This window comes from Burkholderia sp. PvR073 (assembly GCF_054055695.1).
On sequence record NZ_JBSRXO010000001.1, the window covers coordinates 773,621 to 799,648 of the forward strand.

22 protein-coding genes and 1 pseudogene are annotated in these 26,028 nt (G+C 68.0%); 4 read left to right on the top strand and 19 right to left on the bottom strand.

Annotated features, from left to right (window positions below; all coding sequences use genetic code 11):
* Window positions 1–12 precede the first annotated feature (12 nt).
* From pdeR to ACVK00_RS03430, 4 genes are all read right to left on the bottom strand, one after another.
* Window positions 13–2,016 carry a cyclic di-GMP phosphodiesterase gene (gene pdeR, locus ACVK00_RS03415; protein ID WP_284891463.1) on the bottom strand — a complete coding sequence of 668 codons (2,004 nt, stop codon included), beginning with the start codon at window positions 2,014–2,016 and terminating at the stop codon, window positions 13–15.
* A 682-nt stretch (window positions 2,017–2,698) separates the two neighbouring features.
* Window positions 2,699–6,337 (bottom strand): hydantoinase B/oxoprolinase family protein, encoded by a 3,639-nt coding sequence (locus tag ACVK00_RS03420; RefSeq protein ID WP_284891462.1) that lies wholly within the window; start codon window positions 6,335–6,337, stop codon window positions 2,699–2,701.
* 118 nt (window positions 6,338–6,455) lie between these two features.
* Window positions 6,456–7,760 (bottom strand): MFS transporter, encoded by a 1,305-nt coding sequence (locus ACVK00_RS03425; protein WP_284891461.1) that lies wholly within the window; start codon window positions 7,758–7,760, stop codon window positions 6,456–6,458.
* 196 nt (window positions 7,761–7,956) lie between these two features.
* On the bottom strand, window positions 7,957–8,730 hold the full coding sequence (locus tag ACVK00_RS03430; RefSeq protein ID WP_006749638.1) for a putative hydro-lyase: 774 nt from the start codon (window positions 8,728–8,730) through the stop codon (window positions 7,957–7,959).
* Window positions 8,731–8,935: 205 nt separating this feature from the next.
* Between ACVK00_RS03430 and ACVK00_RS03435 the strand changes: the two genes are divergently transcribed.
* The gene (locus ACVK00_RS03435; RefSeq protein ID WP_006749637.1) at window positions 8,936–9,868 is read left to right on the top strand and encodes a LysR family transcriptional regulator; all 933 of its coding nucleotides are present in this window, start codon (window positions 8,936–8,938) and stop codon (window positions 9,866–9,868) included.
* Between the two features lie 46 nt (window positions 9,869–9,914).
* On the opposite strand, the gene ACVK00_RS03440 is transcribed toward ACVK00_RS03435, so the two are convergent.
* The 11 genes and pseudogenes from ACVK00_RS03440 to ACVK00_RS03490 form a co-directional block, all read right to left on the bottom strand.
* Complete coding sequence (locus ACVK00_RS03440) at window positions 9,915–10,241, bottom strand: antibiotic biosynthesis monooxygenase family protein (protein ID WP_228908987.1); 327 nt, start codon at window positions 10,239–10,241, stop codon at window positions 9,915–9,917.
* 65 nt (window positions 10,242–10,306) lie between these two features.
* Window positions 10,307–11,303, bottom strand: a pseudogene (locus ACVK00_RS03445) (YkgJ family cysteine cluster protein).
* Window positions 11,297–12,106, bottom strand: coding sequence for a MetQ/NlpA family lipoprotein (locus ACVK00_RS03450; RefSeq protein WP_284891459.1), 810 nt, complete (start codon window positions 12,104–12,106; stop codon window positions 11,297–11,299). The pseudogene ACVK00_RS03445 and the gene ACVK00_RS03450 overlap by 7 nt, the downstream one beginning before the upstream one ends.
* Window positions 12,103–13,152 carry a formylglycine-generating enzyme family protein gene (locus tag ACVK00_RS03455; RefSeq protein ID WP_284891458.1) on the bottom strand — a complete coding sequence of 350 codons (1,050 nt, stop codon included), beginning with the start codon at window positions 13,150–13,152 and terminating at the stop codon, window positions 12,103–12,105. Before ACVK00_RS03455 ends, ACVK00_RS03450 begins: the two co-directional genes overlap by 4 nt.
* A gap of 10 nt (window positions 13,153–13,162) precedes the next feature.
* Complete coding sequence (locus ACVK00_RS03460) at window positions 13,163–15,112, bottom strand: arylsulfatase (RefSeq protein ID WP_284891457.1); 1,950 nt, start codon at window positions 15,110–15,112, stop codon at window positions 13,163–13,165.
* Window positions 15,113–15,276: 164 nt separating this feature from the next.
* Complete coding sequence (locus ACVK00_RS03465) at window positions 15,277–15,996, bottom strand: SDR family oxidoreductase (protein WP_165752460.1); 720 nt, start codon at window positions 15,994–15,996, stop codon at window positions 15,277–15,279.
* Window positions 15,997–16,274: 278 nt separating this feature from the next.
* Complete coding sequence (locus tag ACVK00_RS03470) at window positions 16,275–16,586, bottom strand: hypothetical protein (RefSeq protein ID WP_284891455.1); 312 nt, start codon at window positions 16,584–16,586, stop codon at window positions 16,275–16,277.
* Window positions 16,587–16,606: 20 nt separating this feature from the next.
* Window positions 16,607–16,888, bottom strand: coding sequence for a hypothetical protein (locus tag ACVK00_RS03475; RefSeq protein WP_228908974.1), 282 nt, complete (start codon window positions 16,886–16,888; stop codon window positions 16,607–16,609).
* A complete protein-coding gene (locus tag ACVK00_RS03480; protein ID WP_284891454.1) occupies window positions 16,889–17,197 on the bottom strand; it encodes a hypothetical protein in 309 nt (102 codons plus the stop codon).
* A 124-nt stretch (window positions 17,198–17,321) separates the two neighbouring features.
* The gene (locus tag ACVK00_RS03485; RefSeq protein ID WP_284891453.1) at window positions 17,322–17,603 is read right to left on the bottom strand and encodes a hypothetical protein; all 282 of its coding nucleotides are present in this window, start codon (window positions 17,601–17,603) and stop codon (window positions 17,322–17,324) included.
* 264 nt (window positions 17,604–17,867) lie between these two features.
* Window positions 17,868–18,761 (bottom strand): DMT family transporter, encoded by an 894-nt coding sequence (locus ACVK00_RS03490; protein WP_284891452.1) that lies wholly within the window; start codon window positions 18,759–18,761, stop codon window positions 17,868–17,870.
* Window positions 18,762–18,959: 198 nt separating this feature from the next.
* On the opposite strand from ACVK00_RS03490, the gene ACVK00_RS03495 reads away from it, so the two are divergent.
* From ACVK00_RS03495 to ACVK00_RS03505, 3 genes are all read left to right on the top strand, one after another.
* On the top strand, window positions 18,960–19,250 hold the full coding sequence (locus ACVK00_RS03495; protein WP_006749630.1) for a co-chaperone GroES: 291 nt from the start codon (window positions 18,960–18,962) through the stop codon (window positions 19,248–19,250).
* 12 nt (window positions 19,251–19,262) lie between these two features.
* Entirely contained in the window at window positions 19,263–20,903 is a 1,641-nt protein-coding gene (gene groL, locus ACVK00_RS03500; RefSeq protein ID WP_284891451.1) for a chaperonin GroEL, read from the top strand.
* Between the two features lie 175 nt (window positions 20,904–21,078).
* Window positions 21,079–21,693 carry a LysE family translocator gene (locus ACVK00_RS03505; RefSeq protein WP_284891450.1) on the top strand — a complete coding sequence of 205 codons (615 nt, stop codon included), beginning with the start codon at window positions 21,079–21,081 and terminating at the stop codon, window positions 21,691–21,693.
* A 94-nt stretch (window positions 21,694–21,787) separates the two neighbouring features.
* Here the strand turns inward: ACVK00_RS03505 and ACVK00_RS03510 are convergent, their stop codons facing one another.
* From ACVK00_RS03510 to epsC, 4 genes are all read right to left on the bottom strand, one after another.
* Window positions 21,788–23,806, bottom strand: a complete 2,019-nt coding sequence (locus ACVK00_RS03510) for a family 2A encapsulin nanocompartment cargo protein cysteine desulfurase (RefSeq protein ID WP_284891449.1) — start codon at window positions 23,804–23,806, stop codon at window positions 21,788–21,790.
* Window positions 23,781–24,713: a family 2A encapsulin nanocompartment shell protein gene (locus ACVK00_RS03515; RefSeq protein ID WP_166721572.1), complete on the bottom strand. Its 933-nt coding sequence runs from the start codon at window positions 24,711–24,713 to the stop codon at window positions 23,781–23,783. Before ACVK00_RS03515 ends, ACVK00_RS03510 begins: the two co-directional genes overlap by 26 nt.
* A 135-nt stretch (window positions 24,714–24,848) precedes the next feature.
* The gene (locus ACVK00_RS03520) at window positions 24,849–25,070 is read right to left on the bottom strand and encodes a helix-turn-helix domain-containing protein (RefSeq protein WP_006749621.1); all 222 of its coding nucleotides are present in this window, start codon (window positions 25,068–25,070) and stop codon (window positions 24,849–24,851) included.
* Entirely contained in the window at window positions 25,067–26,017 is a 951-nt protein-coding gene (gene epsC, locus ACVK00_RS03525) for a serine O-acetyltransferase EpsC (RefSeq protein ID WP_284891448.1), read from the bottom strand. Before epsC ends, ACVK00_RS03520 begins: the two co-directional genes overlap by 4 nt.
* Window positions 26,018–26,028: the final 11 nt, after the last annotated feature.

Sequence of the window (26,028 nt, forward strand, 5' to 3'; positions counted from 1 at the left end):
TGCGGGGAAGGCTCAGGCGATCAGCCTGAGCTTTCTCGTTTCCGCGAGCCAGGCTTCGAACGCCTGGGCCGGCATCGGCCGCGCGAAGTAGAAGCCCTGCGCGTGGTCGACGTCGACCTGCTTGAGGAAATCCGCTTCCGCATGCGTCTCGACGCCTTCGGCGACCACCGAGAAACTCAGTGCCCTGGCGAGCGACACGACCGAGCGCACCAGCGCCTGCGAGCGCGGGTTGCGGTCGATGCCCGTGATGAAGCTGCGATCGAGCTTGATCGAATCGAGCGGCAGCCGTGACAGCTGCGACAGCGACGAATAACCGGTGCCGAAATCGTCGAGGTGAATCTTCGCGCCGAGCTGGCGGAACTCCTTCATCAGCTCGTGCGCCGATTCTTCGTCCTCGATGAAGCTGCTTTCGGTGAGCTCGATGTCGACGAGGCTCGGCTTCAGCCCCGCGCCGGCGAGAATCGACGCGAACTGATGGACGATGTTCATGTCCTGCAGTTGCCGCGCGGACACGTTCACCGCGATCCGCACGTCGAGCCCCTTCGCCTTCCATGCGGCGGCCTGTGCAGCCGCAGTGCGCATCACCCAGCGTCCGAGCGGCGCGATCAGCCCCGACTCCTCCGCGAAGTGGATGAACTCGACCGGCGCGACGAGCCCGCGATCGGGCGACTGCCAGCGGATCAGCGCCTCGACGGCGTGCACGTCGCCGGTCGCGAGGTCGATGACCGGCTGGTAGTGCAGCACGAACTGCTCCTCCTCGAGCGCCTTGCGCAGGTTCGTGTCGAGCCACATGTACATCGCGACCTTCTGGTTCATCTCCAGCGAGAACACGCGATACGTATGCTTGCCTTCTTCCTTCGCGACGTACATCGCGGTGTCGGCGCTGCGGATCAGCGTTTCGAGCGAATCGCCGTGCTGCGGATACATCGCGATGCCGATCGAGCAGCTCGTGTAGACCTCCATCAGCCCGAGGTGGATCGGCGTGCGCAGCCGTTCGAGGATGATCTGCGCGGTCGCTTCGAGCAGCGGCCGCGTGCCGTGCTCGAACAGCACCAGGAATTCGTCGCCGCCAAGCCGCGCGAGCGTCGCGCCGGACGGCAGGCAGCCGCTGATGATCGTGGACACATCCTGCAGCAGGCGGTCGCCGGTGATGTGCCCGTAGTGATCGTTGACGCGCTTGAAGTTGTCGAGATCAAGGAACAGGATGCCGACCTGGCCGCGCATGTCGGTGCGATCCGCGGCCAGCGCCGCGCCGATGCGCTCGCTGATCGCATGGCGGTTCGGCAGGCCGGTCAGCATGTCGGTGTTCGCGAGTTCGCTGAGCCGCAGCTGCGCGTTGCGCTCCTCGGTCACGTCGACGCCCGAGCAGATCAGGTACTGCTCGTCGACGCCGCTGCCGCTCTGCACGAACTTGTTGCGGAACTGGAACAGGCGAGGGCCGTTGACCGTGTTGATGTAGCGCTCGACCGCGAACGAACAGTTGCTCGCGAAAAAGCCGGTGATGTTGGTGCGCGACTGCGCGCCCTGCTCGGGGCTCATGAACAGCTCGAACGCGCTGCGGCCGATCACGTCGACCTCGCGCTTGCCCGTCACTTCCTCGCACAGGCGATTGAAGCGCTGCACCATGCCGTTGCGGTCGAGGATCACGACGAGCGAATTCACTTCGGACACGACCTGCTCGGCGAACGCGAGCCCGTGCGAGAGGTCGCTCGCAACCGACGCGGTATCGGAATAGGCGGAGGCCGTGCCGGCCCAGTTCGAGGTATCGACCTTCCGGCCGACCAGATGGAGGCTGACCGTGTCGCCGAACAGCACGAGGTCGAGCACGAGGTGCGACGTGACGCCGGTGAGCGCGCGGATCCGCGCGGCCTGTTCGCCGGTCAGCGCCACCGCGACGTTGGTCAAGCCGCGAACGGCGGCCAGCTCCAGCGCATTGCTGTCGCTGCCGAGACGCCAGCAGGGGCTGCGCGTACCGACGTGCGCTTCAAGCACCGCGCTATCGTTTTCGTCATCCATGGACACGCCCCGATCCAGAAAAAACGCACAGTGTAGACGGAGGCGAGCTGGCCGCTCCCGATCCCCGGGCGCGCGGCGCGCGTACCCGGCGGGGCAGTCGTGATGGCCATGACAGCGGCCCTCGTTCCGTAATTGTTTCCAACCAATGCGACCCGGCGTTTGCGCATCTCGCGCGCAGGTTTTTCCAAACGAATGATGGAACCCATCTTATCAAATGACAATCAAGAATGGCACTCACATTCGGAAGGGGGTGTCAAGGAATCGGGACTCGATTGGCACAGCGGCTTTTTCGTGACTGGCGGGACGGGCGCGGACGGGCGCGGGCGGGCGCAAGGCCCCGAAGCGGGGCGACAGGATCAGCGGAGCGCCCGACCGGACGGGCGTTTGCGGGAAATCTCGGTCGCCCCGGAGCGCTCGGCCACAACGCATTCCGCGGGGGTCGGATCGCATTGCGCCGAGCGGGGAAGCGGGGAATTTCCATTTCCGTTTATGCGGGAATGCCCGTCTTTATTCCCATACGCGTGGCAATATCGCGCCGATCGATGCCAGTGAATATATCGTCGCGGCGCAGCGGCCTTGCCGCGCCCATCAATGGAACCGGTACGATCGCCCCGCCGCGACGCGTGAAAACCGTCCGGCGGGCACGCCGCCGCACCGCTTCCGCACCGTTGCGGGGCACCGCTCAGCCCGCCGTGCCGTAACCGCCGCCGCCCGGCGTTTCGACGACGAACACGTCGCCCGGCGCCATCTGCGCGCGGCCGATATGCTCGAGCGTCTCGACCGTGCCGTCGGCCCGCTCGATCGTGTTGCGACCGAGCGCGCCGGCCTCGCCGCCCGCCGCGCCGAACGGCGCATGGATCCGGTTGTTCGACAGGATCGACGCGGTCATCGGCTCGAGGAAGCGGATCCGCCGCACCGCGCCGTCGCCGCCGCGCCAACGCCCGCCGCCGCCGGAGCCCGCGCGCAGCCGGTGCGAGTCGAGCCGCACCGGGTAGCGCCATTCGAGCACTTCCGGGTCGGTCAGGCGCGAGTTCGTCATGTGCGTCTGCACCGCGCCGACGCCCGCGAAGCCGTCACCCGCGCCGCTGCCGCCCGCGATCGTCTCGTAGTACTGGTACTGAGCGTTACCGAATGTGAAGTTATTCATCGTCCCCTGGCTCGACGCGACGCCGCCGAGCGCGCCGTACAGCGCATTGGTGATCGCCGACGACGTCTCGACGTTGCCCGACACGACCGCCGCCGGATACTCGGGGTTCAGCATCGAGCGCGCCGGCACGATCACCGTGAGCGGCTTGAGGCAGCCGGCGTTCAACGGGATGTCGTCGCCGACCAGCGTACGGAACACGTACAGCACCGCGGCCATGCAGACGGCCTTCGGCGCGTTGAAGTTGTTGTCGAGCTGCGCGGAGGTACCGGTGAAATCGATCTCGGCGCGCCGCGCCGCGCGATCCACGCGGATCGCGACGCGAATCTCCGCGCCGTTGTCGAGCGGATAGCGGTACGCGCCGTCCTGCAGCGCGCCGATCACACGCCGCACCGCCTCTTCCGCGTTGTCCTGCACGTGCCCCATGAATGCGAGCACGACGTCGCGGCCGAACTGGGCGACCATCCGCCGCAGCTCGTCGACGCCCTTCTGGTTCGCGGCGACCTGCGCGCGCAGGTCGGCCATGTTCTGCTCGACGTTGCGCGCCGGGTAGCGGCCCGACGCGAGCAGCGCGCGCGTGTCCGCATCGCGCAGCACGCCGGCCGACACGAGCTGCCAGTTGTCGATCAGCACGCCCTCTTCATCGATGTGCGTCGAATCGGGCGGCATCGAGCCCGGCGTCGTGCCGCCGATGTCCGCGTGATGGCCGCGCGAGCCAACGTAGAACAGCGGCGTGTCCGAGCCGTCCGCGAACACCGGCGTGATGACGGTGACGTCGGGCAGGTGCGTGCCGCCGTGATACGGGTCGTTCAGCATGAACACGTCGCCGTCGCGCATGCGGCCGCGGTTGCACTCGATCACCGTGCGGATGCTCTCGCCCATCGATCCCAGGTGCACGGGCATGTGCGGCGCGTTCGCGATCAGGTTGCCGTCGCCGTCGAAGATCGCGCACGAGAAGTCGAGCCGCTCCTTGATGTTCACCGAGTACGCGGTGTTCTGCAGCCGCAGCCCCATCTGCTCGGCGATCGACATGAACAGGTTGTTGAAGATCTCGAGCCGCACCGGATCGGCGTCGGTGCCGAGCGAGCGGCGCGTCGGCAGCGGCGTCGTGCGCGTCAGCACGAGGTTGCCCTGCGCGGTCATCCGCGCGCGCCAGCCGGGTTCGACGACGGTCGTGCCGTTCTTCTCCGCGACGATCGCCGGGCCGTCGATCGTGTCGCCGGCGAGCAGCGTGTCGCGCACGTACAGCGCCGCATCGTGCCATTGGCCGCCGGAATGGAACCGCACGGCGCTGTGGGCCTGCGGCGCCGCGCCCTCGTCGCGCGACGCGAGCGGCGCGATCTCGACGGGCGCATCGGAGCGGCCGATCGCCTCGACCGAGGCCAGTTCGGCGACCAGCGGCGTGCCGGGCATCAGGAACGCGTAACGCTGCCGGTACGCGGCTTCGAACGCCTGCTGCATCGCGGCGACGCTGCCGGCCGGCACGTCGAGCGCGGAATCGGTGCCCTGGTAGCGCAGGTGCACGCGCCGCTCGGTCGCGATGCGTTCCGGCGGCACGCCCTGTTCGAGCAGCGCGCCGACCGCGTCGTCGGTCAGCCGGTCGAGCGTCGCGTTCAGCGCCGGCAGCGACGCGTCGGACAGCACCGCCTCCACCGCGCGCTCGCGCATCGCGGTCTGGTCGGCGAGGCCCATCCCGTAGGCGGACAGCACGCCCGCGAGCGGATGCGCGAACACCTGCGTCATTCCGAGCGCGTCGGCCACGCCGCACGCGTGCTGGCCGCCCGCGCCGCCGAAGGTCGTCAGCACGTAGCCCGACACGTCGTGGCCGCGCTGCACCGAGATCTTCTTGATCGCGTTCGCCATGCTGCCGATCGCGATCTCGAGGAATCCTTCGGCGAGCGCCTCGGGCGTCTCGCGCCGCCCGGTCGCGGCGTGGATCGCATCGGCGAGCGCAGCGAATTTCGCGGCGACGCCGTCTCGGTCGAGCGGTTGGTCCGCGTGCGGGCCGAACACGCGCGGGAAATGATCGGGCTGGATCTTGCCGAGCATCACGTTGCAGTCGGTCACGGTCAGCGGCCCGCCGCGCCGGTACGCGGCCGGCCCCGGGTTCGCGCCGGCCGATTCGGGCCCGACGCGCAGCCGCGCGCCGTCGAAGCCGAGCACCGAGCCGCCGCCGGCCGCGACCGTGTGGATGCTCATCATCGGCGCACGCATCCGCACGCCGGCCACCTGCGTCTCGAACACGCGCTCGAATTCGCCGTTGTAGTGCGACACGTCGGTCGACGTGCCGCCCATGTCGAAGCCGATCACGCGCTCGAAGCCGGCCGCACGCGCGGCGCGCACCATCCCGACGATGCCGCCGGCCGGGCCGGACAGGATCGCGTCCTTGCCCTGGAACGCATCGGCGCGCGTCAGGCCGCCGCTGCTCTGCATGAACTGCAGGTTCACGCCGGGCATCTCGTGCGCGACCTGCTCGACGTAGCGGCGCAGGATCGGCGACAGGTACGCGTCGACCACGGTCGTGTCGCCGCGCGACACCATCTTCATCAGCGGCGACACCTCGTGCGACACGGACACCTGCGTGAAGCCGATCCGGCGTGCGAGTTCGGCCAGCGCGCGCTCGTGCGCGGTGTAGCGATAGCCGTGGATCAGCACGATGGCCAGCGCCTGCACGCCCGAGTCGAACACGCGGCGCAGCTCGGTTTCCGCGCTTTGCACGTCGAGCGGCACGACGACGTCGCCGTGCGCGCCGATCCGCTCGTCGACCTCGACGACGGTCTCGTACAGCGCATCGGGCAGCACGATGTCGAGATCGAACAGGCGCGGCCGGTTCTGATAGGCGATGCGCAGCACGTCGCGAAAGCCGCGCGTCGTCGCGAGCGCGGTGCGTTCGCCCTTGCGTTCGAGCAGCGCGTTGGTCGCGACCGTCGTGCCCATCTTCACCATGTCGACGCGTTCGGGCGTGATCGGCTCGCCGTCGGCCAGGCCGAGCAGGTGGCGGATGCCGGCCACGGCCGCATCGCGATACTGCTCGGGATTCTCCGACAGCAGCTTGTGCGTGACGAGCGAGCCGTCGGGCCGGCGCGCGACGATGTCGGTGAAGGTGCCGCCGCGGTCGATCCAGAATTGCCAGCGCGCGGCGTCGGAGGAAACGGGGAAAGTGTGTCGGTCAGTCATGGCGATGAACTCGATGCGTCGTTGAAGCGAAGGACGAGCGCCGCCGCACGGCGCGCGTCGCGCGCCGCGTGAGGGCTTCGATTTAAGGGAAGAGGTAAGGCGGCGGGCCGGCGCCCGCTTATGCGGCGTCGAGTTCGCGGCCGCGGGTTTCGGGCAGCGTCAGCGCGGCGACGATCATCACGCCGTAGGCGGCGACCGCGAAGATTCCGATGCTCGCGCCGAGCCCGTAGTGCTTCGACAGCGCGCCGATCAGGAACGGGAACAGGGCGCCGACCGCGCGGCCCACGTTGTAGCAGAAGCCCTGCCCCGAGCCGCGCACCCGCGTCGGGAACAGCTCGGTGAGGAACGCGCCCATCCCGGAGAAGATGCCCGACGCGAAGAACCCGAGCGGGAAGCCGAGCCACAGCATCGACGCGTTCGTGAGGTTCAGCACCGGCGACGTATAGGCGAACGCGATCACCATCGAGCCGAGCGCGAACAGGATGAAGTTCGGTTTGCGGCCGAGGCGGTCGGTCAGGTAGGCGCTCGTCAGGTAGCCGACCCACGAGCCGACGATGATCATCGCGAGATAGCCGCCCGTGCCCATCACGGTCAGGTGCCGCTCCGTCTTCAGGAAGGTCGGCAGCCAGGTCGTGATCGCGTAATAGCCGCCCTGTGCGCCGGTCGTCAGCAACGCCGCGCGCAGCGTCGTCGACAGCAGCTTCGGCGCGAAGATTTCCGTGAGGCGCGGCGCGTCGGCCACCTGCGCCTGCGCGGCCTTCTCCTTCTCGTAGACGTCCGGTTCCTTCACGTAGCGGCGGATCACCACCACCAGCAGCGCCGGCGCGAGGCCGACGAGGAACAGCGCGCGCCATGCCTGTTCGGCCGGCAGCACCGAGAACAGCAGCGCATACAGCAGCGCCGACAGCCCCCAGCCGATCGCCCAGCCCGACTGCACGAGGCCGACCGCCTTGCCGCGATCGCGCGCGCGGATCACCTCGCCGATCAGCACCGCGCCGGCCGTCCATTCGCCGCCGAAGCCGAAGCCCATCAGCGCGCGCGCCGAGAGCAGCTGGTGGTAGTTCTGCGCGAGTCCGCACAATGCGGTGAACACCGCGAACCACAGCACGGTCAGCTGCAGCGTGCGCACGCGGCCGATCCGGTCGGACAGGATGCCGGCGAGCCAGCCGCCGACCGCCGACGCGAGCAACGTCATCGTGCCGATGAAGCCGGCGTCCGCGAACGAGATGCCCCAGGTCGCGACGAGCGTCGGGATCACGAACGACAGCATCTGCGTATCCATCCCGTCGAGCATGTAGCCGACCTTGCAGCTCCAGAACGCGCGGCGCTCGCGCGGCTGCGCGTCCGCATACCATCCGAACAGGCCGTTGCGTGCGGGGCCCGCGGGGTCGGCGGCGGGCGCCGCGAGGATCTTGCTTTCCATGGTGAAGCTCCTGTCGAAATGTGCGGTCAATGCCGTGCTCTTGGTGCGTGCGGTACGTGCGGCGCGCGTGTCGTGTGTGCGTCGCGATTCATCAGCCGCGGCTGCGCGCTGAGGCCGGGCGGATCGTCTGCGGTCGCGGCATGCCGCCGCGGTGGGGCCGGACCCGCGGCCGTACCGGCCGCGGGTGCCGACCGGGTCAGAACACGGCGAGCGACGCGTTCGTGATGTCGGTCATCAGCATGTAGCCGGGCGTATGCGCGATCGCGAGCGGCAGCTTCGCTTCCATCAGCGCGGTTTGCGGCGTCACGCCGCACGCCCAGAACACTGGCAGCTCGCCGTCGCGCACCGTCACCGCGTCGCCGAAATCGGGCGTGCCGAGATCGGCGATGCCCAGTTCCCGCGGATGGCCGATATGGACCGGCGCACCGTGCACGCCCGGGAACCGGCTCGTGATCTGCACCGCGCGGATCGCGTCGGCGCCGCGCAGCGGCCGCATCGACACGACCAGCTGGCCGCCGAAGATCCCCGCCCGGCGGTTCGGGATCGACGTGCGGTACATCGGCACGTTGCGACCCTCCTCGATGTGGCGCAGCGCGATGCCTTCACGCGCCAGCATGTCCTCGAACGAGAACGAGCAGCCGATCGCGAACACGACGAAATCGTCGCGCCACAGCGCCTCGAGCGATTCGACCCGCTCGGTCAGGCGACCGTCGCGGTATACGTTGTAGCTCGGCACGTCGGTGCGGATGTCGAGATCCTCGCCGAGCACGTCCAGCCGGAACGCGCCCGGCTCGCCGACGCCCAGCAGCGGGCACGCCTTCGGGTTCGCCTGGCAGAAGCGCAGGAAATCGTGCGCGTACGCGTTCGGCAGGATCGCGAGATTCGCTTGCGCGAACGGGCCGCACTGGCCGGCGGTCGGCTGGCGGAACGCGCCGCTGCGTACGGACTGGCGGAATTCGGAAGGCGTCATGATGGTCGTTGGCGGATCGGGATGTCGTCGGGCCAACGCAATTGCGTCAGCGGATACGGCCAAGAATAGAAAAGAAAAAATTTTGCCGCCAACGAGTTTTTTTGCGCCCGGCGTATAGAATTTCTTAACGCATCTCCGGGTTTTCCCCGGTCCCGTTCACTTTTCTTCACCGGCAAGCTGCGCGTCCACCATCCCGCCAACCGCCATGAACACGCGTTTTCTCGAAACCTTCGTCACGCTCGCGAAGCTGCGCAACTTCCGCACGACGGCCACCGCGCTGCACGCGACGCCGGCCGCGATCTCGCAGCGCCTGAAGGCGCTCGAGGATGAATTGCAGACCGTGCTCGTCGATCGCGACAGCCGCGAGTTCCGGCTCACGCCGAACGGCGAGTACCTGCTCGGCTATGCGAAGGCCGTCGTCGAGGCGACGCACGAGCTGCAGGCCGCCGCGGCCGGCGAAAGCGCGCTGCGCGGCAAGCTGCGGCTCGGCGTGATCGAGACGGTCGTGCACAGCTGGCTGCCGCACTACCTGCGCCGCCTCGCCGCCGACTATCCGCAACTGGAGGTCGACCTGACCGTCGACGTCAGCGTCGTGCTGCAGCGCCGGCTGATGGCCGGCGAGCTCGATCTGATCATTCGGGTGGAGGGCAGCGACGAGGCGTCGGTCGTCTGCGACGCGCTCGCGAACTATCCGGTGCGCTGGATCGCGCGCGCGGGGCTGCTGCCGACCACGCGCACGGGCCTGGCGCGCCAGGTGCTGCGCCAGCCGATCCTGACCTACGGGCGCGGTACCGCGCCGCACCGTGCGCTCGAGGACATCGTGCGCACGCTCGCGCACGCGCATGGTGTGCCGCTGTCGGAGACGCGCATCACCGGCTCGCCGTCGATCTCGGTGATCGTGCAGCTCGTGCGCGACGGCTTCGGCGTCGCCGCGATTCCGGTGCTGTTCGTCGATGCGCTGATCGCGAGCGGCGAGGTCGTCGAGCTGCCGCTGCAGCCGTCGCCGCCATCGATCGTTGTGTCGATGTCGCGCCGTGCCGACGCGCCGAAGTTCGTGCACGGCGCGTCGATCGCCGCGCGTGCCGCGTGTCACGAGTACTGCGAAAAGAGCAACCGGCTGCTGGTCGAGGCGCTTTGACGCGGTGCGCGGATGCGCAGCCCGACGCGCCGATTCGGCATTCAATTCACGCGGGCTGCCCCGCATGCGGTTGCGTGAGCTTGCCGTCGCCGTACTCGCGCAGCACCTGCGAGATCACCACGCGATAACCGTCCAGCCAGCGCGCCTGCTTCGCCTTCGCTTCCCGATGCGCGGGGTGCTGGATCAGTTGCTGCAACGCCGCTTCGGATTCCCAGTAGTAGACGTTCTGGATCAGCCCCGCCTCCGTGTTCTCCCAGGTTTCCTCGCCGAGATAGCCGGGTGTCGCGCGCGCCATGTCGGCGATCTGCCGGTCGAGTCGATGGAATTCGTCGTCGTATTGCCCAGCGCGGAAAATGAAGGTCGATGCGTACATGCGCGCTCCGTCGGAGACGATTGAAAGAGCGTCAAGTGTAAGGCACGCATCGCGTGCTGCTGTCGTCAGGAGGTAAGCGTGACGGCGTCGTGCCGATCGTCGAGCCACGCGTCGATGCGGGGTGCGTCCGTGCGGGTGGCCGCCGTGGCCGGCGTGGCTGCCGGCATCGCGGCGAGTGCGTGACGCGCACGTCCGAGCGCTTCCGCGAAACCGCGCAATTCGCGCGTCGCCGGGCGGTCGTCGAGACGCCGGCGCGCGAGCGCCGCGTCGACGCGGGCATCGATCAACGCGCGTTGCGCATCGATGAAGTCGATGCATCGCGCGCGGCAATGTGCGGAGACCGAGGCGACGGCCAGCAGCACCGGCACGATCGACATCGTCAGGTAGCCGCCGGGCGCAAGCCGCGACAACGCATCGCGCACTTGCGGTCCACCGTCGATCAGCGATGCGAACACCGCGTCGCGCCACACCGCGCGCTCGAACGCGAGCGCGTCGCGAAACGCGTCGAGCGCCGCGCGGTCCACGACCTGCCCTGCCGTGACCAGCGGTATCGCCGACGCGGCATCGACGGAAGCCGTGCCGTCGTCCACACCGACGATGCAGTTCGCACCGAGCCACGCCGTGTCCTCGCGCCGCCGCGCGAGCACGCGTGACTGCAACCGGTCCGGCAGCATCGGATCGAGCGGCACCGCGCCGCAGATCGACGGCTTGTCCGCATGCATGCTGCAGCGGCCGTCGTCGGCCAGTGCCGGGCACCGCCCGAGCGACGGATAGTCGTAGCCTTGCAGCGTCAGTGCGATCCATTCGTCATCCGTGCCGCGCGCGCGATGGAACAGCGTGTTCGCGAGCGCATCGAACGCGGCGACGTCGTCGGCGTCGAGCGCCTGCTCGCGCCCGCCCGTGCGCGATCCGTTCACCGATGCGCCGCTTCGGCACGCGATGGATCGTCAACGCGCCGACGAAGCGATGCCGATGCCGGAACAGCTCGCGCAACGACAGCGTCGGCACGCTGTTGCAGCAGCGGCCGCACGCATTGCACGCGAGGCGGTAGTCGTCTACCACGGCCGCCGCACCGAGTCCTGGTAGCGCGTCAGGATGAAATGCGCGACGTCGTCCGAGTGATACGCGGCGACGAGTTGCGCGACCCACGGCTTCGTGCGATCGGCGTCGCGCACGGTCAGCACGTTCGCATACGGCGAGCGCGCGTCCTCGAGGTTGATGCTGTCGCGCGCCGGTTGCAGGCCCATGCGCGTGGCGTCGCCACTGTCGATCGCGACGAACGCGGCCGAGTCGAGCGCCGCACGGAGCCGGTCGCGACGGAGCGCAACGAATTTCAGCGCGAGCCGGTTGCCGGTCACGTCGCGCAGCGTCGCATGCAGGCCGGCCTTGGCGCGCAGCGTCACCAGCGTGTCGTTCTGCAGCAGCACGAGCGCGCGCGCCATCCCGCGCGGATCGGCCGGGATCGCGACCGTCGCGCCGGGCTGCAGTTCGTTCAGACTCCTCAGCTTGCGAGAATAGAGCGCCATCGGCAGCGTGACGGTCGGTGCGACGGCGCTCAGCGCGTAGCCTTTCGCCGTGCGGGTGGCAGCGAGGCGCTGCGCGTCCTCGAAGCTCGCCGCGTCGATCTTGCCGTCCGCAAGCGCGGCATCGATGCGCGACGCGTCGTCGAATTCGACGACGTCGACATCGAGCCCGCGCGTGGCGGCAACGCGTTTCACCGCGTCGAGGATCTCCGCATGCACGCCGCGCGTCACGCCGACGCGCACCGTGCGCGTGGTGGTTTCCGCGGCAACGGCCCAATCCGGATGAACGAGGCTGCATGCAACGGCCAGCCATACGGCAATGCAATGCGCGACGCGTTTCACGATGCATCCCTCAGAATCGTGCGGAATCCGATATGCGACGCGCCGAGATCGGCTTCCTGCTGTTCGCGCGACGACGCGCGATAACGCACGCAGTAATCGCGCGAGCACAGGAACGAGCCGCCCTTGATCACCATCGGCGTGTCGTGCCGGCGCGTCGGCGGCGCCACGGCCGCCGTGTCGCCGTTCGTGTGCGACTGATGCGGGCCCGTGTACGCGTCCTTCGTCCATTCCCACGCGTTGCCGATCATGTCGTACAGGTGGAAGCCGTTCGCCGCGTAGCAGCCGACCGGCGCGAGGCCCGCATGGCCGTCCTCGGCCGTATCGAGCACCGGGAACGCACCCTGCCAGTAGTTCGCGGCCGGCTTGCCCTGCGCGTCGCGCGGCGCCGCATCGAGCGACGCGTCGTCGCGACCGGCCTTGCCCGCGTATTCCCATTCGGCTTCGGTCGGCAGGTCGCGGCCGAGCCAGTGCGCGTACGCAAGCGCGTCGCGCTGCGTGACGAGCGTGACGGGCAGGTTGCCGAGCCCATCGACGCTGCTGCCCGGGCCGCGCGGCTGCCGCCACGACGCGCCCTTCACCCAGCTCCACCACGCGAGGTCACGTACATTCAGCTCGTCGCGCGTCGGCACGTGAAACACCGCCGCGCCGCCCTGCTGCTCGGCCTCGGTCACGTAACCGGTCGCCTTCACGAAGGCGGCGAACTGCGCGATCGTCACGTCGGTCTGATCGATCCAGAAGCCGCCGACGCGCGTCCTGCCGTCGCCGACCGGACGCTCGTCCGCATAACCGCGCGTGCTGCCGAACACGAACGCGCCGCCGCTCAGGTGCACCATGCCGGCCTTCGGGTCATCACGCCACGTCGCGGGCAGGCCCGAGTAGCGCTCGCACTGCCGCTCCGAGCCGAGCGGCGCGAGCGGGCGGCCGCGATTCGCGTCGTCGAAGGCGCCAGCGGGCGACGCCGACGGGCTCGCATAGCCGGCCGCGAACGCAGCCGCGAACAGCGTGGCCGCGAGCGCCGCGCCGAGCGTCCAGAAGCGCAACCGCATCGTGTCGTCCTCAGTAGTAGCCGCGCGGACGCAACGGCTCGACGCCGCCGACGTTGCTCATGTAGGTCTTCCACTGGTCGACCAGCGTGCCGATCACCGACGGGTTCTGCGCGGACACGTCGGTCGTCTCGCTGCGGTCCGCCGCGAGGTCGTACAGCTGCCAGTGACCATCGAGCGGGCCGAGCGGCGGCTCGGTCCACAACGCCTTCCAGCGACCGTCGGCGCTGCGCAGGTACGCGCGGCCGTAGGCTTCGTCGCCGAACGGCGCCGTATGCACTTCACCCGTCGCCGAGCCGGTCAGCACCGGCAGCAGCGACTGGCCCGTCACCGGATACACGTAGCGGTTGTTGTAGACGACCTTGCCCTTGTTCTGGTCGATGCCGGTCAGCGTGTTCACGAGCGGCGGCGCCGGCTGCGACGGCGGCGTGACGCCCGCGACCGCGAGGAACGTCGCCGTGTTGTCGGTCACGTGCGTGAACGCGCGCAGCGTCGGCAACTGCTGCGTCTGCCCGGCCAGCCGCACGATCGTCGGCGTCGACACGCCGCCTTCGCCGGAATAGCCCTTCGTGAGCCGGAACGGCGTCGCGCTCACTTCGGCCCAGCGCAGCCCGTATTGCAGCCGCTGCGCGTTCTGCTTGCCGTTGTCGGTGCCGAGGGTCGAGTAGATCGGCTCCTGCCCGTTCGCGGTGTCGGTCGCCGTCGGGTCCGCGCCCGAGTCGATCGGCCAGCCTTCCGCGCCGTTGTCCGACTGGAACATGATGAACGTGTTGTCGTATTCGCCGATGTCCTTCAGGTGCTGGATCAACAGGCCGATGTTGTAGTCGAGGTTCTCGACCATCCCTGCGTAGATCTCCATGTAGCGTGCCTGTGCACGGCGCTCGGCCGGGCTCAGGCTCGCCCACAGCTTGTCGACCTTGCCGATGCCGTAGTCCGCGTAGCCGTCGGCGGCCGGATGCACGGCGCTGATGTACTTCGCGTTCGCGGTGCCGTTGTTCGCCGTCGCGGGCGACGCCGACGTCGTTTCGGGCAGGCCGTCGAACGGCTTGAAGTCGGCCGGAATCAGGCCGAGCGCCTTCTGCCGTGCGATCCGTGCGTTGCGGATCGCGTCGTAGCCGGCGTCGTACACGCCCGCGTACTTGTGCAGCCACGGCTCCGGCACCTGCAGCGGCCAGTGAGGCGACGTGTAGGCCGCGTACGCGAAGAACGGCTGGCCGTCCTGCTTGTTCGAATCGATGTACGCGATCAGCTTCTGCGTATAGAAGTCCGTCGAGTAGAACACGGCCGGACTGCCGCCCGCGCCGCCCGGTTGTCCGGGCTGGCCGGGCTGCACGTAGCGGCCGTCTTCCGTGTAGTTCGACGAGCCGGCCGGCTCGTGCGCGAAGTGGTTCGTCGCGGCGCCGCCGAGCAGCACGTAGCTGCGCTCGAAGCCCCATTGGTCCGGCGTCTGTCCGCTGCCCGTCGCGCTGCCGACGATCCCCGAGCCGATGTGCCACTTGCCCGCGATGTACGTGTGATAGCCGGCGTCCTTCAGCAGTTGCGCGAACGACAGCGCGCGATCGTTCAGGTAGCCCTCGTAGCCCGGCAGGCCGCGCCGCTCGTCGGTCGGCACGCCCATCGTGCCTTCGCCGACGAGGTGATGGTCGGTGCCGGAAATCAGCATCGCGCGCGTGATCGCGCATACGGTGCCGGTGTGGTGATTCGACAGGATGCGGCCCGATGCGACGAGCGCGTCGAGGTTCGGCGTGTTGATCTCGCCGCCGAATGCATGGATGTCGGAATAGCCGAGATCGTCGGCCATGATGTAGAGGATGTTCGGGCGCTTGGCCACGGGCGTCGCATTCGCCTGCGGCGGCGGATCGCTGTCGACGCCGCCGCACGACGCGAGCGACAGCGCACCCGCGATCGCGGCGCAGACCACACGGAAACGAAAGGCAAGCAAGGGCGAAGCGGACTTTTTCATTGTTGTTGAGCGCACGATCTACGGGATCGGCGATCTTAGCGTCGCCCGCGCGGCGCCCAAAGTCGGATTCGTCACATGCTAACGGGGCAGGAGAATATGCGGCGCGGCCCGTGTTTTACGACGCGCGCCGCGATGGTTGCGTTGCGTCTACTACGTCAGCTGTGTCAGCTGCGTCCGCCGAGGCTGCCGCCGCCATCCACCGCGAGCACCTGCCCCGTGACGAAGGCAGCATCGTCGGACAGCAGGAACGCGATCGCCGCGGCCACATCGTGCGGTGTGCCGAGACGGCGTGCGGGGATCGTTGCCAGCACCTTGCGTTCGGCTTCGCTGCCGACCGGCCGCGTCTGGCGAAACAGTTCCGTCTCGATCGGGCCCGGCGCGACCGCGTTGACCGTCACGCCGTGCTCGGCGAGTTCAAGCGCCCATGTACGCGTGCAACCGACGAGCGCGCTTTTCGCGGCCGAATACGCGGTGCGATCGAGGCTGCCGAAGATCGCGCGGCTGCATACGTTGACGATGCGGCCATATCCGCGTGCCTTCATCGCGTCGGCGAAATGCTGCGTGACCTGGATTGCCGCGCGCACGTTGAGGTCGAACACCGCCTGCAGCGATGCGAAATCGACCTTGCCGAGCGGCTGCGGCAACGCGATGCCCGCGTTGTTCACGATGCCGTCGATCTCGTCCGACGCGCCGATGCGGGCGAGCGTCGCGGCCGTCCGTTCGATATCGGCGAGATCGCACGCGATCAGTTCGCCGGGAAAGTCGATGCCTTGCGCATGCCGCGCGAGGCCGATGACGCGATGGCCGCGCCGGGCGAGCAGCGTGCTGGTTGCGAAGCCGATGCCGCGCGACGCGCCGGTAACGAGATAGGTGCGGGATGACATGATTCGTGCCTCTGACGAAAGAATCGAAGACGGAGCGGTGCGCGCTCGCGCGCAGCGCATGCATGACACGCTCGATTGTGCGTCAGGCGGGGAAAACGCGTACGGTCGTCGTTGCCGGCGTTGCTCAGCCAGTGCGGCACGCGGCCATTCAACGCCGGAGCGAGTGAAGGGAATCGAACGATAGGACTGGCTATCAAACCGCAGAACCGGACGGCAGGTGGTGATCGGCATTTTTGGCAGGATCATCGTGGAAATCCTGCGGCTCATGCACTGAACCTTCAGTCTGCGTCCGGGCGCCGAACCGGGGACCAGTCGACGAACCCTGCCTCCGCGAATTTGAGCCGTTCGCGCAACTCTGGGTGCACGCCCGCCTGCATCAGCAGTGCCATACCGCCCAATCGCCGCGCGTCCTCATCGGTAATCGGGCACCCGTCGTTCGGTTCGGCATGCGGCGGAATCGTGATGGCGACACCTGCACTCCTTTCCCGGTCGAGTAGGGCCTGGACGTCCTTGCGAAACACGGTGCACAACGTTACCTGTTCGGTGTCTTCGTCGTAAAACACGATGGTCGCGCGTGCCGGTTTGCTCATGTCACATTGCTCTGCAAGCATCAGCGGTTGCCGTCGCCCCGCCTCGGAATAGGCTCAAGCGTCACACTCATGTATTTCTCGATGCCGGGCTGACCGGCAGCGATGAGATTCAGCATTGCGGCACCCAGCCGACGCGCAAACTCATCATCTATCCGATAGTCGAACTCGTCCAACAGGATCGGCATTTCGAGAACGCCTTGTAATTGCGGCGCGAGCTTGTCCGGATCGGCCGCTTTTACGGTAAGTCTTTGCTGGTCTTCGTCGTAAATCACCACGACGGCATAAGGCGAATGCTTAGCCATTTAGAATCCCCTGCACTCTTGGTAATCCATAAACGCATTCTGCTTGCACAGTGTCAGACCAGCAAGGCCGCCCATGACCTTGGCCAGCCGATTGCACAACTCGATAGCTGCTTCGTATTTCTCCATGCAGCCAGCCTCCAACCCTTCGTTCGGCCGACGAGCGGCCAGATTCAACGAATCGTCGCGCAAGGGCGAGTCCCGCAGCAAGAACGGGGCGGCGTCGCTGAGCGGCGTATCAACCAGCCCGAGTGCCGTGCCGGCACCGACGCTGCCTGCGTTCCCCAGGACGCTTTCCAGGTAGCTTATCAATTCATTGGCCGATACATCACTTGGCCGCGCCCAACTCGGAATAGGCTTGTCTACCGGCAGCGACGCCTGCGGCGCCCCACGGGCGAACCGATTCGCCCGTGGGAAAGGCAGCGTGGACGGCAGATCACCACAAGCGCCCGCCGGCAACCGCCGGACGCTCGATCTCGACCATGACTCGGCCGTCCTCGATGGCAGACCTGAGCACATCGAGCGGGGCACCACGGAACGCGTCAAGGCCCAATTGCCGCAAGTACGTCATCGCATTCGTCGTCAGGCCCGCGTACCTCGGCCAGTGCAGCATCAACTCGGAGACCGCAGCGCGTTGCTTGGCCGACAACGTCGCACGTCCCGCGCGTGTCAGCATCGCGCGCTTTCCCGAATCCAACTCGATCGCAATCGAAGTCATTCGACCCTCCGGTGTTACCGTCGGGCGAATCTACTTTTCGAAACACGATGCGACAACCTCGCGGCTTTCATGGAACGGAACGGACCCGTCACTCGACGAGGCCGAAAGCGCACATGGACGCCTTGCAACACGCCGTCGAGCCGCTATGGACCGCGGTTTGGACACGAACAGGGCGGAGGCATTCCGGGCGACCGCACACAAAGACACCCACGCATCAGAACCCATAAATTGGGTTACAAGATCGACGAGGCCCGCGATACTCGCTCAGTACCGCATCACCAGATACAGGCCCGCGGCCGCAAGCGCCATGCCGGGCCATGCGAGCGTACCGATCGTCTCGCCGAGCACGACGAGCGCGATCACCGCCGCGGCCGGCGGAATCAGGAAAAACAGTGCCGACACGCGCGACGCTTCGCCGTATCGCACCATCGCGAGCAGCAGCGAGATCGCGATCAGCGAATTGCAGATCACGAGGTACGCGAGCGAACCGGCGAGGCTGGCGGTCCAGTGCACGTGCATCGGTTCGAGCGCGAACGCGAGCGGCGCGGTCACCGCGAGGCCGACCGTGTATTGCACGAGGTTCGCCGTGACCGGATGGACGTCGGTGCCGAAGCGCTTTTCCCACAGCGTGCCGCCGGTGATGCACGCGAGCGCGAGCAGCGCGAACGCCAGCGCCCACGACGACGACACCGCAACCGACGAACGCGCGAGGATCACCATCACCGCGCCGGCCGCGCCGAGCGCGAGGCCGATCCAGCGCATCACGCCGACGCGCTCGCCGGCGATCATCGGCGCGAGCAGCCCGACGAGAATCGGCTGCTGCGACGTGATGAGCGCGACGGCGCCGGCCGACATCCCGAGTTTCAGGCTCAGATAGGTGAACGAGAAATAGCCGGCCTGCAGCAGCAAACCGACGACGACGAGATTGCGCCATTCGTCGCGTGTGCGCGGCAACGCGGGACGCAGCCATAAGAACGGCCCAGCGAGCAGCGCAACCACGCACGCATAGCGCAGCGCGAGGAACGTCAGCGGATCCGCGTCGCGCAGCCCGAGCTTCAGGAACACGAAGCCGCTCGCCCACAGCAGCAGGAACAGCGCGGGGGCGAAGCGCAGCCAGCCCGGCTGACGTCCGGCTTCCGGTGTCGTTGCCACGCTCATGGACTCCCCGGGCGAGTGTGCGATGTCGGAATCATACGCTTGCGCTCCACGCCGACGCCCGCCACGCATCCATAGCGCATCCACGCAAATGCTTTTCCGAATCCGTTATTGGATCGCGCCGTCGCGCGTTCTTATACTCGTCAGCACTCTCCGATAAAGAGTGCCAACCATTTCGACGCAACAGAACAGGACGGACAGATGAGCCTACGCCCCTTGCACGACCGGGTCATCGTGAAGCGACTCGACCAGGAAACCACCACCGCCTCGGGCATCGTGATCCCCGACAGCGCCGCGGAAAAGCCCGACCAGGGCGAAGTGATCGCCGTCGGCCCCGGCCGCAAGGACGCGGACGGCCAGCGCCTCGTGCCCGACCTGCAGGTCGGTGAGCGCGTGCTGTTCGGCAAGTACGCAGGCCAGGCCGTCAAGGTGGACGGCAACGAATTTCTCGTGCTGCGCGAGGAAGACATCGTCGCGGTCGTCAATCAATAACGGAGCGCAATCATGGCAGCAAAGGAAATCATTTTCAGCGACGTCGCGCGTACGAAGCTCACCGAAGGCGTCAACATTCTCGCGAACGCGGTGAAAGTCACGCTCGGGCCGAAGGGCCGCAACGTCGTGCTCGAGCGCAGCTTCGGCGCGCCCGTCGTCACGAAGGACGGCGTGTCGGTCGCGAAGGAAATCGAACTCGCGGACAAGCTGCAGAACATCGGCGCGCAGCTCGTGAAGGAAGTCGCGTCGCGCACCAGCGATGCCGCCGGCGACGGCACGACGACGGCCACCGTGCTCGCGCAGGCGATCGTGCGCGAAGGCCAGAAATACGTCGCGGCCGGGCTCAATCCGCTCGACCTGAAGCGCGGGATCGACAAGGCCGTGGCATCGGCCGTCGACTCGCTGAAGACGATCAGCAAGCCGACCACCACGAGCAAGGAAATCGCGCAGGTCGCGACGATCTCCGCGAACGGCGAGGAATCGATCGGCCAGCGCATCGCCGAAGCGATCGACCGCGTCGGCAAGGAAGGCGTGATCACCGTCGAGGACGGCAAGTCGCTCGCCGACGAGCTCGACGTGGTCGAAGGGCTGCAGTTCGATCGCGGCTACCTGTCGCCGTATTTCATCAACAATCCCGACAAGCAGATCGCCGAGATCGAGAACCCGTACATCCTGCTGCACGACAAGAAGATCTCGAACATCCGCGACCTCTTGCCGGTGCTCGAACAGGTCGCGAAATCCGGCCGGCCGCTGCTGATCATCGCGGAAGACGTCGAGGGCGAAGCGCTCGCGACGCTGGTCGTGAACAACCTTCGCGGCATCCTGAAGACGGTCGCGGTCAAGGCGCCGGGCTTCGGCGATCGCCGCAAGGCGCTGCTCGAGGACATCGCGATCCTGACCGGCGGGCAAGTCGTCGCGGAGGAAACGGGACTCACGCTCGAGAAGGCGACGCTCGCCGAACTCGGCCAGGCGAAGCGCATCGAGGTCGGCAAGGAAAACACGACCGTGATCGACGGCGCGGGCGACGCGAAAAACATCGAGGCGCGCGTGAAGCAGATCCGCGTGCAGATCGAAGAGGCGACCTCCGACTACGATCGTGAAAAGCTGCAGGAGCGCGTGGCCAAGCTGGCGGGCGGCGTCGCGGTGATCAAGGTCGGCGGCGCGACCGAGATCGAGGTGAAGGAGAAGAAGGACCGCGTCGACGACGCGCTGCACGCGACGCGCGCGGCCGTCGAGGAAGGCATCGTGCCGGGCGGCGGCGTCGCGCTGATCCGCGTGCGGCAGGCGATCCTCGAGCTCAAGGGTGCGAATGCCGACCAGGACGCGGGCATCAAGATCGTGCTGCGCGCGCTCGAGGAACCGCTGCGCCAGATCGTCACGAATGCGGGCGAGGAAGCGAGCGTGGTCGTCGCGAAAGTGGCGGAAGGCTCGGGCAACTTCGGCTACAACGCGCAGACCGGCGAATACGGCGACCTCGTCGAATCGGGCGTGCTCGATCCGACCAAGGTCACGCGCACCGCGCTGCAGAATGCGGCGTCGGTCGCCGGGCTGCTGCTGACGACCGATGCGACCGTGTTCGAGGCGCCGAAGGATGCGGCGCCGGCCGCCGGGCCGGGCGGCCCGGGTGCGGGCGGGCCGGGGTTCGATTTCTGACGATCCGACGATGTGCCGCGGCGTGCCGGTTCGCCGGCATGCCCGGTGTTTCCGAAGCAATGCAACGCGTGACGACGTCGGTCGTCACGCGTTTTTTTCTGGATCGCCCGCACGCAGGCGCGGCACGTCGCACGGGGTAAGATGAAGGCCCATTCCGCGTCACTGCCCCCAATCCATGTCGACCACCATCAACGCGTTGCTGCCGCTCGCCGGCGTCCTGCTACTGAGCGTGGCCAGCCCCGGCCCGAACTTCGTGATCGTCACGTCGAGCGCGGTCGCGCAGCGCCGCGCCGGCGTGATGACCGGGCTCGGCCTCGCTGCCGCATCGGGCACCTGGGCCGCGATCGCGATCGGCGGCCTGAGCCTGCTCGTCACCCACGTCGCATGGGTGCACACCGCGCTGCGGCTGGCGGGCGCGACCTACCTGATCTGGCTCGGCCTGAAAATGGTGCTGACCGCGTGCAAGCCGTTGTCCGTTGACGCGCCGGCTTCATCCTCAGGCTGGCATGCAGCGAAGAAAGGCTATGTGGTCAGCATGACGAACCCGAAAGCCGTCGCGTTCTACGGCAGTGTCTTCGCGCTGATGGTGCCGGCCGACGCACCGGCATGGTTCGATCTCACCGTCGTCGCACTGTCGATCGGGATTTCGGGCGCGTGGTATTGCACGATGGCGCTGCTCGCGTCGCATCCGTCCGTGCGCCGGCTGCTGATCAAGCGCAAGGCCGTGCTCGATACGACAGCCGGGCTGCTGCTGATGGGGCTCGGCACAAGGATGCTGGCGGGGCGTTGAGTCGCATCACGTCCGCCCCTGCATCGACACCAAAGGCCGCTTGCGACGCCCTGCTTCCGGGCGCCGCAAGCGGCCTTGCCTCAGGCGGCGCGCATCAGCGCCGCGCCGCCAGTCGTCTCACGACCCTCACCAGCGCGTCGACCTCATCGCACGTGTTGTAGAACGCCAGCGACGGCCGCACCGTCGCCTCGAGCCCGAAGCGCCGCAGGATCGGTTGCGCGCAGTGATGCCCCGAGCGCACCGCGATGCCCTCTTCGTTCAGCGCCTGTCCGACTTCTTCCGTCTCATAGCCCTTCAGCACGAACGACAGCACGCTGGCCTTGTCGCGCGCGGTGCCGACAAGCCGCACGCCCGGCACCGGCGCGAGCACGCTCGTCGCATAGGCGAGCAGATCGTGCTCGTAGCGCGCGATGTTCTCGATGCCGACGCGGCTCACGTAGTCGAGCGCCGCGCCCAGTCCCACCGCATCCGCGATGTTGCCGGTGCCGGCCTCGAAGCGGTTCGGCGGCGGCTGGAACACCGTGCGCTCGAATGTGACGTCCGCGATCATGTTGCCGCCGCCCTGCCAGGGCGGCATGTCGTCGAGGATCGCACGCTTGCCGTATACGACGCCGATCCCGGTCGGCCCGTAGATCTTGTGCCCCGAGAACACGAAGAAATCCGCGTCGAGCGCCTGCACGTCGACGCGCATGTGCGAGATCGACTGCGCGCCGTCGACGAGCGCCTTCGCGCCCGCGCGATGCGCCAGCTCGACGATCTCCTTCACCGGCACGACCGTGCCGAGCGCGTTCGACACCTGCGTGACGGACACGATCTTCGTGCGGTCGTTGAGCAGCTTGCGGTACTCGTCGAGCAGCACCTGCCCCGAATCGTCGACCGGAATCACCCGCAGCTTCGCGCCCTTGAGCGCCGCGAGCTGCTGCCACGGCACGATGTTCGCGTGATGCTCGAGATGCGACACGACGATCTCGTCGCGCTCGCCGACGTTCTGCACGCCCCACGTCTTCGCGATCAGGTTGATCGCCTCGGTCGTGCCGCGCACGAACACGATCTCGTCCGGCGAGGATGCGCCAATGAAGCGCCGCACAGTGTCCCGCGCATGCTCGTATGCATCCGTCGCGCGGCCCGCCAGCGCATGCGCGGCGCGGTGGATGTTCGAATTCTCGTGCGCATAGAAATACGCGAGGCGGTCGATCACGGCCTGCGGCTTGTGCGTCGTCGCCGCGTTGTCGAACCAGACGAGCTGCTTGCCGTTCACGCGTTCCTGCAGGATCGGGAAGTCGCGGCGGATCGCGTTCACGTCGAACGGCGGGTGCGCGCCGCGGTGCGGATTGCCCTGCGGTTCGGCGGCGTGCGTATCGTCGATGAAGTAACGCGGCACGGCCGTGCCTGAAGTGCCCGATGCACGCGCCGGCACGTCGCGATGCACGGCGAGCAGGTCGCGCAGCGCGTCGTCGCCCGGCAGCCCGAACGCTTCCGGCGACGCAAGGCCGTTCGACGGCACGACGATGTCCTGCGGTGTCGCCTGCCAGCCCTGCAGCGAGCCGTCGGTGAAGTAATACGGTGACGCCGCCGGCGCCGCCTTCGCCGCGCCCTCCGACACCGCGGCATTCGCCTGCGGCACGCCAAGCGCCGCGCCGCCGGCGCGCGGCTCGAACGCGGGCGCGATCGACACCGCGTTGTCGGGCAACCCGTTCTGCGCGGCCGCATGCGGCGCGAGCGCGGGCACGCGGTTGCCGAGCGACAGCACGTGCGTCGGCGCGGACGGCGCGAGGTTCGCACCGGGCGCCTTGCCTTGCGGCAGCGCGAGGCCCGGCACGCCGGTGCCCGTGCCGCCCGGTCCCGCGAGCGGCGAGCCGGCCGGCGCCGGGTTGCTCACCGACGCGAGAATCGGCGCCGCAGCCGGCAACGCCGACGGCACGCCGCCAACCGCCCCGCTACCCGCCAACAGCCCGGGCGCGGCGGCCTGCCCGGGCGGCGTCGCGAAGAACCCGGACGCGAGCCGCGCGAGCGCCGCCGGGTCGGGCAGGCCGGCCGGCAGCGGCGCGTGCGGCAACGCGAGCGCGTCGCTGCCGGCCGAGCCGGGATTAACGGTAGGTGTCGGGATAGTCATGGTACTTGGCGATTTCGACGTCATCGAGGACAGCCAGCGCATCCGGCGAGTGGACCGCGAGCGAGCAGTACAGCGAGATCAGGTACGACGCGATCGCCTGGTCGTTGATCCCCATGAAGCGCACCGACAGGCCCGGCCCCTGCTCGCCCGCGACGCCCGGCTGATAGAGGCCGACAACGCCCTGGCGCTTGTCGCCGACGCGCAGCAGCAGGATCTTGGTTTTGCCGTCGGCGATCGGCACCTTGTCCGACGGGATCAGCGGAATGCCGCGCCACGTGAGGAACTGCGAGCCGAACAGGCTGACCGTCGGCGGCGGCACGCCGCGCCGCGTGCATTCGCGGCCGAACGCGGCGATCGCGAGCGGGTGCGTGAGGAAGAACGCCGGCTCCTTCCACACCTTGGTCAGCAGCTCGTCGAGATCGTCCGGCGTCGGCGCGCCGGTCAGCGGGAAGATCCGCTGTTCGTCGGTCACGTTCGCGAGCAGCCCGTAGTCCGGGTTGTTGATCAGCTGGCTTTCCTGCAGCTCCTTGATTGTCTCGATCGTCAGGCGCAGCTGTTCCTTGATCTGGTCATGAGGACTGCTGTAGAGATCGGAGATCCGCGTATGCACGTCGAGCACCGTGCTCACCGCGTTCAGGAAATACTCGCGCGGCTGTTCCTCGTACGGCACGAAGGTCCGCGGCAGCACGCTTTCGTCCTCGAGCTGCGTGCACGCGGCGCGCACGGCTTCCGGGTTCTTCACCTGGTTCAGGCGATAGATGCCGGCCTCGACCGGCACCCACTGCAGCAGATGGGTCAGCCAGCGCGGCGTAATCGTGGAAAGCTGCGGGACGGTCTTGGTAGCGTTCGCTAGTTGGCGGGCGGCGTGATCGCTCAGCGCGGCCGTGCCGCTTGCAACGGTCGACATGTGTGGCTCCGGGTTCTTAAGATGAAAAACGGGATTGCTTACGACGCCTGGCGATTATCGGAAGCACGCACCTGCCGGCTCAACATGCTATAGCCGTCACATGGCACTGCCGAACGGGAAAGGACGCGAGATGAGTCAGGTGACGTACACGCCGGGCAACAGCGTCGAGATCGACACGTCGAACGCGCGCGCGATCTTGTCCGCGGTGACGATCGACGCGATCGCCTCGCCGCGCTCGATCTCGCCGACATACGAACGGTTCAGCCCCGCGTGTTCGGCGAGCTGCTCCTGCGACCACGTGCGCGCTTCGCGCAGCTTGCGCACGTTGGCGCCGAAGTGCTGGATCAGGTCGCTCATGTCGTCACCCGTACGTCGGGCACCGGCTCGGCCGGTTCGCGCCGCGCGGCATTCGCTTCGCTGCGCAGCACGGCCTGCGTGACGTTCGCGCCGGCCGGTACGTCCTGCGTGAGCCACACGTTGCCGCCGATCACCGCGCCGCGGCCGATCGTCACGCGGCCGAGGATCGTTGCGCCTGCATAGATCACGACGTCGTCCTCGACGATCGGATGGCGCGCGAGCCCCTTCTCCAGATGTCCGGAAGCATCGCGCGGGAAGCGCTTCGCGCCGAGCGTGACGGCCTGGTACACACGCACGCGCTCGCCAATGATCGCGGTCTCGCCGATCACGACACCCGTGCCGTGATCGATGAAGAAGCCGCCACCGATGCGCGCGCCCGGATGAATGTCGATGCCGGTTTCCGCGTGGGCCTGCTCGGCGATGATCCGCGCGAGCAGCGGCAGCCCGAGCCGGTACAGCTCATGCGCGAGCCGGTGGTGGATCATTGCGAGGATGCCGGGATAGCAGAGCAGCACTTCGTCGACGCTGCCTGCCGCCGGATCGCCATGGAATGCGGCCAGCACGTCGCTGTCGAGCAGCCGGCGGATCTCGGGCAGGCGTGCGGCGAACGCCTGAACGGCTGTGGACGCCACGTCTTCGATCGGTGCGTCGGCGTTGCGTTGCCGCGCCGCGTAGCGCAGTTCGAGCGTCACCTGCGCAAGCAGCGCGTTCAGCGCCGCGTCGAGCGCGTGGGCGACATGGAAGTTCTCGCTCTCCTGCCGCAGGTCGGGCGGCCCGAGCCGCATCGGGAACAGCACGCCCTTCAGCGCGCCGATGATCTGTGCGAGCGCCTCGCGCGCCGGCAGGTCGCGCCCGCCCGGTTCAAGCGAGCGTCGCTGCTTCTCGCGCCACGCGCGGCGCACGCTCTGAAGCGATTGAACGATGTCGTCGATGTCGAATGCGGCCATGCTGACTTCTC